Consider the following 8,845-nt stretch of genomic DNA (forward strand, 5'->3'; position numbering starts at 1 on the left):
CCGAGGGGCGCGCGCCGCGTCCGTAAGTCGGTGCGAAGACTTGAGAATGGATCAGACCAGAATTGGCTGCCGGTGTCGAGAAATCAGACTTCGAAGCGTTCTAGAACTATCGTTGCGTTTCGTCGCACCCCGCGAAAGGCGGGCGTTGTTCATCTCTATTGCGCCGCAAACGGAAACTGCGTCATGCCGATCTTTCGGTGAACGGCTCGCCGAACGCACCTTCAGTTTTCGCAGGCCGTCGCAGCCGTGGACTCATCCGGTGCGGTAACGATAATGTTGCCTGCGACGGATGATTCAAACGCCCGTCATAGCCGACAAAGTCAGATGGAGCCCGCAATGATCCGCCCAACTCCGGCCGCGCGCCTGCATCCGGGATTTTATATTGGGGTTGTCCTTGCTCTGCTCCTGGGTGCGCCTCAGGCAACCCAGGCCCAGGGACTGGTCAAGGGCATGCAAGACGGCGCCCAGGCCGGCAACAGGGCCGCCGGTCCGGTCGGCGGTGTGCTGGGCGGCGCGATCGGCGGCGTGGTTGGCGTCTTCAACGGCGCCCTGGGGGTCGCCGGCGAAAAGGGGCAGGAGCAGCAGCCCGCCGCGACTGCCGCCAAGCAAGGCGCAACGACGCCGGCCAAAGCCGCGAAGGCGACCAAAACGGCACGAGCATCGTCACCGCCCACCACGTCCTCGGTGAAGCCGATCGAGGTTCTCACCCAGCCGGGCGAGCCGGTGCTGACGGCCGAACAGATTGTGGCGAACAGCGATGCCTATATCGACCGGATCAAAGGCGAATTGAACCTGACGCCCGAGCAAGAAAAGAATTGGTCCGCCTTCAACAGCGCAATGCACTATCTCGGTCACAATGGCGCCGAACGTCTCAACTTGCGGATCGCCCGCGCCAAGCGCGACCCGCCCGACGATATCGTCGAGCAGATGCGTAACGAGGCGCAGTTCCTCGTCGATCGCGCCGCGGACCAGCGCGCAGTGGCGGATGCTGCCGAGCCGTTGTTCACCAGCCTCGACGACAAGCAGAAGTCGGTCTTTATCGGGGAAATGGTGCGCCTCAGCCACGAACGTGGGCTGGATTGAGACGACAATGAGGCTCAATCCCGCCGACGCATCGGCGAATCCGGCGTTGGCAACCGGCTGCGAATAGCCGGGTACGCAGGCCCTGGGGTAGGTGGAAGGCAAGGCACCCGGCTATCCTGCCGCAGCGGCGGCGAAGCTCAAATCGTCATGCAAAATTGAGGAAAAGCTGACCGCTTCGCGCCCGAGATATGGCCGCCATATGACCTTGTCTGGATTGGCGAGGCGTAAGATTGTCGGCGTGTGAATCCGTTGTCAGGTCTTCGGGAAATTCAGTTCCACGCCGACGCCGTCCGGATCGTATAGGAAGAACTGAGTGTCGCCTGTGCGCGGTACAATGCTTTCGCGGAACTTCACGCTTTTGGACTGAAGCCGCTTGCGCATGGCGTCCACGTCGGTCGCGGCAAAGGCGATGTGGTCGAGACGCCCGGTGTCCTCGAATTTCTTCTCGGTGCCGCGGACGACAATGCCCTCGCGCGGCCTGCGCGTGCCCATCAGATGCACGGTGGCGACGCCGCCGGAATAGAGCCAGTAGCCGGGGAAATCGAGCGGCGGGCGATCGCCATTCTCGAGTCCCAGCACATCACAGTAAAAATCCTTGGTGCGTTCGAGATCCGCAGGTTCGATCGTGTAGTGCTGTAGTCCGCCGAGTGGCATGGTTGTTCTCCTTCGATCAATGCGTTCCGTTGCGCTTGTCGCTTCAGGCTGTCGCCGCGAGCTCCTTATCAATCTCCTCGATCGATTTGCCTCGGGTTTCGATGCCGAGGAAGTAGTACACCGTGCCAGCCATCAGAAACCAGCCTCCGAGATAAAGGAACGCGAGAGGAATCTCGGTTAAAGGCACGTCAGGCTTGAGATAATTGCCGCTGCCGACGATCAGGGCGAGACCGACCGGGCCGAGGATCTTGCCAATGCCGCCAAAGCCGTAGGCCGAGCCCATGCCGGAGGTGCGCAAATGTGACGGCCAGACCTCGGCAGCGTAAGGCCCGACGATCGCAAAGCCGCCGTCGGCAAAGAAGAACGCGACGGCGAGGATCAGCCAGAACGCGGAAACTCCCATCATCGAGGCGTCGTAATAGTGACCGGCAAGAATAGTGAGCGCGCCGGCGCCGAAGCCGAGCAGCCCGCCCGCATTGCGACGGCCGAACCACTCCGAGAAAAAGGAAAAGGAAACTCGGCCTATGAACCCGGACACGCTCAGCAGGATCATCATCCTGGCGGCCTCTTGAGGCGACACCTTCAGGAGCAACACAAACAGGGCAGGCGCCCAGAGCGTGATGCCATAGACTCCGGTCTGCGCACCGGCATTGCCGAACCAGGACACGATCAGGCTGCGCGGGTATTTGAAAAGATCCAGCCAGTTGCTTTGCACGACCGGGCCCGCGTCAGCCGCCGTGGGCAAAGGCAGCGAGGCCGGCTCCATTTGCAGCGCCCAGGCGAGTGATTTCCTGGCCTCGTCGTAGCGGCCTTGCCGGCAGAGCCAGCGCGGAGACTCCGGCACCCAGATGCGCACCAGCAGCACCAGCAGCGCCGGAAGCACGCCGACCGCGAACAGAACCCGCCACTCACCGGAGCCGACTGCCGATCCGAGGATCGCGCCAATGCCGACGCCAAGCGGAATGACGCAGGTCACCAGTCCACCGACCAAACCCCGCCTCGACGACGGCATGAACTCCTGCACCAGCGGCAGGTCGACGCAATAGAGACCGCCGACGCCGAGTCCTACGAAGAATCGCAAGGCCGCAAGATAGATCCATCCCTGATCCGGCGTGAAATACAGAAGACCGGTCGCGATCGAGAAATTCAGCACGGTGCCGATAAAGACCTTGCGGCGGCCGATGCGGTCGGCGAGCCAGCCCCAGACGTAGGCACCGACGATTGCGCCGATGCCGGAACTCATCAGCACTGTTGCGGATTGCCCGAAGGTCAGCTTCCAGGGGCCGATCAGAAAGGCCAGCACAAAACCGATCAGGAAGTAGTCAAAGAATTCGAGCGCATCGCCGATAATAGCAGCGACAAGAATCCTGATCTGATTGCCAGTCAGACTCGTCCGCTGGTCGAGAATCTCGAACATGGCTGTTTCCTTGATCGCGCTTCCCGGGCGCTGTCTTTTTTGAAGGCCGGGCTTTGCACCCATCACACCAGGCCAGAAGGAAAAGCTATCGCGCCGCCCCCTTGAGCGGAAGCAAGGTTGTCGGCATCCCTGGATTGTGGTGATCGCTCATCTATCGCCTGGCTGGCCGCGAACGTACCATGCGGCGAGGGTGAGGGCCGTCCGACGACGCCCTCTCAGCCAATTTCGTTAAGTTTTAGCGCTACAATGGCCGACTGAATGGATTCGAAGCCAGCATCGATGGAAGAAAAACGCAAGCATCAGCGGACCGAGATCAACGAGCCAGCCTACGTTTCGGCCGGCGGATCGGTCATGCGCTGCGTGGTGCGGAATATCTCGCCGGACGGTGCTGCGATCGACGTCGACAATCCCGCCTTCGTGCCGGCCCAGTTTCGCCTGGTGATGGCGGGCGGCTCTTCGACCCGCGACTGCACAGTGATCTGGATTCGCGAGAAGCGGATCGGGCTCGCGTTTGTTGCGCCGACGGACGTGCGCGCGCCGGGCTAATAAGAGCCCGCCACCATCTCATCGGATGGTGACTTGCTCCTGTTCTTTCCGGCTTACACGCCGGTCTGCGTAATGAACTTGGTGCTCAGATAAGCGTCGATCCCCTCGATGCCGCCTTCGGAGCCATAGCCGGAATCCCTGACGCCGCCGAAGGGCGTCTCAGGCAGCGCCAATGCGAAATGGTTGATCGACATCATGCCGGCGTCGACTGCCGCGCCGATCGCGGTCGCGGTCTTCGCGGACTTGGTGAAGGCATAGGAGGCCAGACCGAACGGCAGACGGTTGGCTTCTTCCGCGGCGTCATCGAATTTCGAGAACGGCGAGATGAGGGCCAACGGCGAGAACGGCTCTTCGTTCATCGCACGCGCCGATTTCGGCACGTCGGTGACGACGGTGGGTTCGAAGAAGTAACCCTTGTTGCCGACCCGGTTGCCGCCGGTTGCGACCTTGGCGCCTTTGCCGACGGCGTCCTGCACCATGGTCTCGATCGCGGTGACGCGGCGGTCGTTGGCGAGCGCGCCCATCGTAGATCCCGCGTCGAGGCCGTTGCCGACCTTGAGCGATTTGGCGCCGTCGACGAACTGCTTGATGAACTTGTCGTAGACGCCTTCCTGCACCAGGAAACGCGTCGGCGAGATGCAGACCTGGCCGGCGTTGCGATATTTGGCGGCGACCATGATCTTCGCTGCGGATTCGACGTCGGCATCGTCAAACACGATGACCGGGGCATGACCGCCGAGCTCCATGGTCACGCGTTTCATGTGCTGACCCGCCATGGCTGCGAGATGCTTGCCGACAGTCGTCGAGCCGGTGAAGGAGATCTTTCGGATCACCGGGTGCGGGATCAGATACTCGGAGATTTCGGACGGCACGCCGTAAACGAGGTTGACCACGCCCGCGGGCACGCCGGCATCGGCGAACGCCCGGATCAGCTCCGCAGGCGAAGCTGGCGTTTCCTCCGGCGCCTTGACGATGATCGAGCAGCCAGCGGCAAGCGCTGCGCTCATCTTTTTCACCACCTGATTGATCGGGAAATTCCACGGCGTGAACGCGGCGACCGGACCCACGGGATCCTTGATAGCCATCTGATAGACGCCGGGCAGTCGTGCCGGGATCAGCCGCCCGTAGGTCCGGCGGCCTTCCTCGGCGAACCACTCGATGGTGTCGGCGGCCGACAGCGTTTCGATCCTGGCTTCGGCCAGGATCTTGCCTTGCTCCATCGTCATGATGGTCGCGATTTTTTCGGCACGCTCGCGGATCAATTCGGCCGCCTTGCGCATCACCTTGGAGCGTTCAAGAGAGGAGACCGCGCGCCAAGTCCTGAAACCTTTTTCGGCTGCCGCCAGCGCCTCATCGAGATCGGCCTTTGCGGCGTGCGCAACCGTGCCAACCACCTCTTCGGTCGCCGGGTTGAGGACGGGGATGGTCTTTCCGGAAGCGGCGGGACGCCATTTGCCGTCGATGTACAATTGGACGTTGGGGTAGGTCATTCTGCAGTCTCCGGTTCTTTTCAAGACTTCTTGGCGGCGCGGAGAACAACACGTTCGCCGGCCCCATTTCAAGAGGCGGACGCCCATTTGCTTGCGGCCATGTTAACGAGCCTGCGCGGGCCTGACAGGCCTCATCGCCCCTTGGAAAATCGGATAAATCCGTCCCGGTTCGGCATCCGCACTGCCGGCAACGTCCTTGCATCCATCGTATCATTCTCGCCGATCACGCCGTTGAGCACGAGGATATAGGCGACCACCGCGTAGACCTCGTCATCCCTCAGCGACTTCGGCTCGTTCAACGGCATGGCGCGCCGCACGTAGTCAAAGACAGTCGTGGCGTAGGGCCAGAAATTGCCGATCGTCTTCACCGGGGCTTGTCCGGGCGCGAGCAGTTCTTGACCACCGACCAGCCGATCGTTCGGTTTGCCGGCGCCTTTCTCACCATGACAGGCGACACATTTGGCGAGATAGACCTGCTCGCCTTGCTTCGGCGTCCCGCTGCCTGGCGGCAGGCCCGCGCCGTCGGGACCGATGCTGACATCCCACGAGGCGATCTCCTCGGGACTTGCGGCTTTGCCGAGATTAGGGCTCTCCGCGAGCGCAACGCCATGCCAGGCAACGAGAACCGAACAAACGCCAAGCACCATGTTACGCGTAAACATGCTTGACCTCGCCGCTTTCGGCCACGCTCCAACTGGTAATCCCGTTGAAATGGTAGGCGCCCCGGCCGCCGCGATCGGCGATGAGCTTGGAGCGCGACGGTTGCACGTATCCCGAGTCATCCTTCGCGCGGCTCTGAAGCACCGCAGGTCCGCCGTCCCATCGCCATGGCGAACGAAATCGCGTGACCGCCATCGGCAGCACGGGGTCCTGGAGCGCAGCCTGCGCCCAGCTCGCACCTCCGTCAGCGGAGACTTCGACCTTGGCAATCCGTCCATAGCCCGACCAGGCGAGACCCGTGATCTCGTGCAGGCCCGGCGCTCCCATCGAAAGACCCGGAGAGGGCCTCGTGATCACCGATTTGGCCTCCTGCGCAAAACAGAATTGCAGCGATTTTCCGTCCGCGAGCAGGATCGTGTACTTCGAGGTTTCGTCCTTGGTCATGGTTGGCGCTGCGGTCAGCTTGATGCGCCGAAGCCACTTGACGTTCATGTTGCCTTCATAGCCTGGCAACAGCAGGCGCATCGGATAGCCATTTGAGGGCCGCACCGGTTCGCCGTTCTGGTAGATCGCGATCAGCGCATCGTCCATCGCTTTTGCCAGCGGTACGCTGCGGCTCATGCCTGAGGAGTCCGCGCCTTCGGCCAAGATCCATTGCGCGCCTGGGTCGATCCCGGCTTCGTCGAGAAGAGTAGCCAGCCTCACCCCGGTCCATTCGGCGCAAGATAGCAGGCCGTGGATCGGCTGCACGCCGACCGGGGCGGGGTCCTTCTGATAGAGCAGCGAGCTGTTGCCGGCGCATTCGATAAAGGCAATGCGCGACTCCATCGGGTAGCGCATCAATGCGTCGAGCGTAAAAACCAGCGGGCGCTTGACGAGGCCGTGGATCAGCAGCCGATGCGCCTCAGGATTGATGTCGGGAATGCCATTGTGGTGACGCTCGAAGTGAAGTCCGTTCGGCGTGATCGTGCCGTCGAGCAAATGATGTGGCGTGCGCGAGGCGCCGGTGCCGGTCGTGCCCGGCGCGCTCGCAAAAGTACGCGCGACCATGTTTGTGTGCTTCGAAGGCTGTCCATAAGGCGTAAAGGGCGAGCCCGGCGTTTTCATCCAGGGCTCGACCGGCAGCTCTTCGGCCGCGTCAGTCTTGTCGATGAGCGCCGTGCTTCCGATCGCGGCCGCGCCGGCGGTCAGAAAGAAACGGCGATCGAGCAGTCCGTTTCCGGCGACCTGTTCCGGCTCGCTCGCCCGCTTTGTCTTGCGCATCGTCTCCTCCGAACAGGTAAAGATGAGATGATATTACTCGGACCCGAGCCGAACGCGGATGGCATCGGCAATCGTATCGGGCGTAGCACCGGGCGCCAGGAAACCGAGATAACGCCCGTCCTTGCCGACCAGATAGATGAAGCCGGTATGGTCGACCGCATATTCGCCTGATGCCGAGGCGGGGTTTTTGGCGAAGAAGGTCCGGTAACTCGTCGCCGTTTTCCGAATCGCGGCCACCGACCCGGTCAGGCCGATCAATCGCGGATGAAACGATGCGACAAACTCGGCAAGCCGCGCCGGTGTGTCCCGCTCCGGATCGACGGTGATGAACAGAGGCTGCACGGCCTCCGCCGCTGCGCCAAGTTTGTCGAGTGCAAGCGAGATCGATTGAAGCTCGGTCGGACAAACGTCTGGACAATAAGTGTAGCCGAAATAAAGCACGACGAGCTTGCCTCGAAAATCGACATCGGTCCGGCGGCGACCGGCCTGATCGGTCAGCTCAAACGGACCGCCGACCGGCGCACGGCCCGACAGCAAGCCCTCGATCAATTCGGTGGGTGAAGGTTCGGCAACTTCGTTGGCGGCAACGGGCGTGCAGAACAGCACGCAGGCAAGAACGAGCGAGCTATGCAATATGCCGGACAACGCCACCTGTCAGCTCCCGAAATGAAGCGCCTTCCCGCGAGAACCGCGGGAAGGCTTGTCGCAGTCAGCTTCGACCAATCACTCGACGATGATCTGACCATACATCCACGGATGCGGCGAGCAGATGTAGTAGTAGATGCCGGGCTTGTCGAACTTGACCGTCTTCGTCTCGCCCTTGGCGAGCCCGCCGGTGCTCCAGCTGTTGTCCGGCTGCAATCCGCTGGCATCATGCGGGATATCGCCGACATTGGTGAAACTCACCGTCGTGCCGCTCTTGATCCGGGTGCGAGCCGGAGAAAAGCTGTACTCGGTGTTGTTGGCGCCGATCTTGATCGCGTCAGTACCTGCCGCGATCGCCCCGATTGGACCGGCCACCGTCTGCGGCGGTGGCGGCGCCCACAACGGGCCGAGCTGACCTTTCAGCGAAAAGGTCCAGATGGCATCGCCGTAGGCACTGCCTTGCATCGAGTTGCCGCCGGTCGCGATCGCGATGTATTCCTCGCCGTCGACCTCGTAGACGACAGGCGGAGCGTCGGCGCCAAATCCGGTCTGGAAGCGGAACAGCTCCTGACCCGTCTTGGCATCGAGTGCAAGGAAATTGCCGTCCGGCTCGCCTCGCAGAACCAATCCGCCTGCGGTTACTGTCGACCCGCCGCCGCCACCGACCCGGTAGGGCGTCTTGGTTTGCCAGGCAATCTTGTTGGTCTTGGCGTCGATCGCGGTGAAGGTGCCGGTCATGGTTGAGCCGATCGGCGCTGCTTGTCCGCCACCGGTGTAACGCACCCCGGTGCTGTACTTGGTGCTAAAGCGCAGGAACGCGGCGGTCCGAACGGTGCCCGGCACATAAAGATAGCCGGTATCGGGGCTGTAGGGCATGGGCGACCAGTTGGTACCGCCGACACCAGATGGCTGGATCAGGACCGGGGTCTCCCAGAACGGCGCATAGATGCACCCCACGTCATCATAGCCGGGAATCTTTTCGGCGCATTGCGGCACAGTCGCGTCGCCCTTCGGAATCGGCTGGGTTGCCGCCGTCTTTTGCCGCGCGTCCTGCGGCACCGGTTTTTCCTCGATGCCAACAAGCGGT

9 protein-coding genes are annotated in these 8,845 nt (G+C 62.2%); 2 read left to right on the forward strand and 7 right to left on the reverse strand.

Annotated features, from left to right (window positions below):
- Window positions 1-336: 336 nt before the first annotated feature.
- Window positions 337-1,083, forward strand: coding sequence for a Spy/CpxP family protein refolding chaperone (locus tag VFB05_RS17340; RefSeq protein ID WP_325014184.1), 747 nt, complete (start codon window positions 337-339; stop codon window positions 1,081-1,083).
- Between the two features lie 252 nt (window positions 1,084-1,335).
- On the opposite strand, the gene VFB05_RS17345 is transcribed toward VFB05_RS17340, so the two are convergent.
- Window positions 1,336-1,737: a VOC family protein gene (locus tag VFB05_RS17345; protein ID WP_325014186.1), complete on the reverse strand. Its 402-nt coding sequence runs from the start codon at window positions 1,735-1,737 to the stop codon at window positions 1,336-1,338.
- A 43-nt stretch (window positions 1,738-1,780) separates the two neighbouring features.
- Window positions 1,781-3,154 carry an MFS transporter gene (locus tag VFB05_RS17350; RefSeq protein WP_325014188.1) on the reverse strand — a complete coding sequence of 458 codons (1,374 nt, stop codon included), beginning with the start codon at window positions 3,152-3,154 and terminating at the stop codon, window positions 1,781-1,783.
- Window positions 3,155-3,433: 279 nt separating this feature from the next.
- Between VFB05_RS17350 and VFB05_RS17355 the strand changes: the two genes are divergently transcribed.
- Window positions 3,434-3,700: a PilZ domain-containing protein gene (locus VFB05_RS17355; RefSeq protein ID WP_325014190.1), complete on the forward strand. Its 267-nt coding sequence runs from the start codon at window positions 3,434-3,436 to the stop codon at window positions 3,698-3,700.
- 53 nt (window positions 3,701-3,753) lie between these two features.
- Here VFB05_RS17355 and VFB05_RS17360 read toward each other — a convergent pair whose 3' ends face one another.
- From VFB05_RS17360 to VFB05_RS17380, 5 genes are all read right to left on the reverse strand, one after another.
- Window positions 3,754-5,190: an NAD-dependent succinate-semialdehyde dehydrogenase gene (locus VFB05_RS17360; RefSeq protein WP_325014193.1), complete on the reverse strand. Its 1,437-nt coding sequence runs from the start codon at window positions 5,188-5,190 to the stop codon at window positions 3,754-3,756.
- A 131-nt stretch (window positions 5,191-5,321) separates the two neighbouring features.
- Entirely contained in the window at window positions 5,322-5,852 is a 531-nt protein-coding gene (locus VFB05_RS17365) for a cytochrome c (protein WP_325014195.1), read from the reverse strand.
- On the reverse strand, window positions 5,839-7,113 hold the full coding sequence (gene soxC / locus VFB05_RS17370; RefSeq protein WP_325014197.1) for a sulfite dehydrogenase: 1,275 nt from the start codon (window positions 7,111-7,113) through the stop codon (window positions 5,839-5,841). Before soxC ends, VFB05_RS17365 begins: the two co-directional genes overlap by 14 nt.
- Window positions 7,114-7,146: 33 nt before the next feature.
- Complete coding sequence (locus tag VFB05_RS17375) at window positions 7,147-7,764, reverse strand: SCO family protein (protein ID WP_325014199.1); 618 nt, start codon at window positions 7,762-7,764, stop codon at window positions 7,147-7,149.
- A 72-nt stretch (window positions 7,765-7,836) separates the two neighbouring features.
- Window positions 7,837-8,845: plastocyanin/azurin family copper-binding protein (locus tag VFB05_RS17380; RefSeq protein WP_325014201.1), on the reverse strand; the 1,009-nt coding region annotated here is incomplete at its 5' end.

This window comes from Bradyrhizobium sp., from assembly GCF_035652035.1.
Classification (GTDB): Bacteria; Pseudomonadota; Alphaproteobacteria; order Rhizobiales; family Xanthobacteraceae; genus Bradyrhizobium.

Coding starts and splice junctions, on each gene's coding strand:
- VFB05_RS17365 (WP_325014195.1), bottom strand. CDS start 5,852: ATGTTTACGCGTAACATGGTGCTTGGCGTTTGTTCGGTTCTCGTTGCC.
- VFB05_RS17345 (WP_325014186.1), bottom strand. CDS start 1,737: ATGCCACTCGGCGGACTACAGCACTACACGATCGAACCTGCGGATCTC.
- VFB05_RS17350 (WP_325014188.1), bottom strand. CDS start 3,154: ATGTTCGAGATTCTCGACCAGCGGACGAGTCTGACTGGCAATCAGATC.
- VFB05_RS17340 (WP_325014184.1), top strand. CDS start 337: ATGATCCGCCCAACTCCGGCCGCGCGCCTGCATCCGGGATTTTATATT.
- VFB05_RS17360 (WP_325014193.1), bottom strand. CDS start 5,190: ATGACCTACCCCAACGTCCAATTGTACATCGACGGCAAATGGCGTCCC.
- VFB05_RS17355 (WP_325014190.1), top strand. CDS start 3,434: ATGGAAGAAAAACGCAAGCATCAGCGGACCGAGATCAACGAGCCAGCC.
- soxC (WP_325014197.1), bottom strand. CDS start 7,113: ATGCGCAAGACAAAGCGGGCGAGCGAGCCGGAACAGGTCGCCGGAAAC.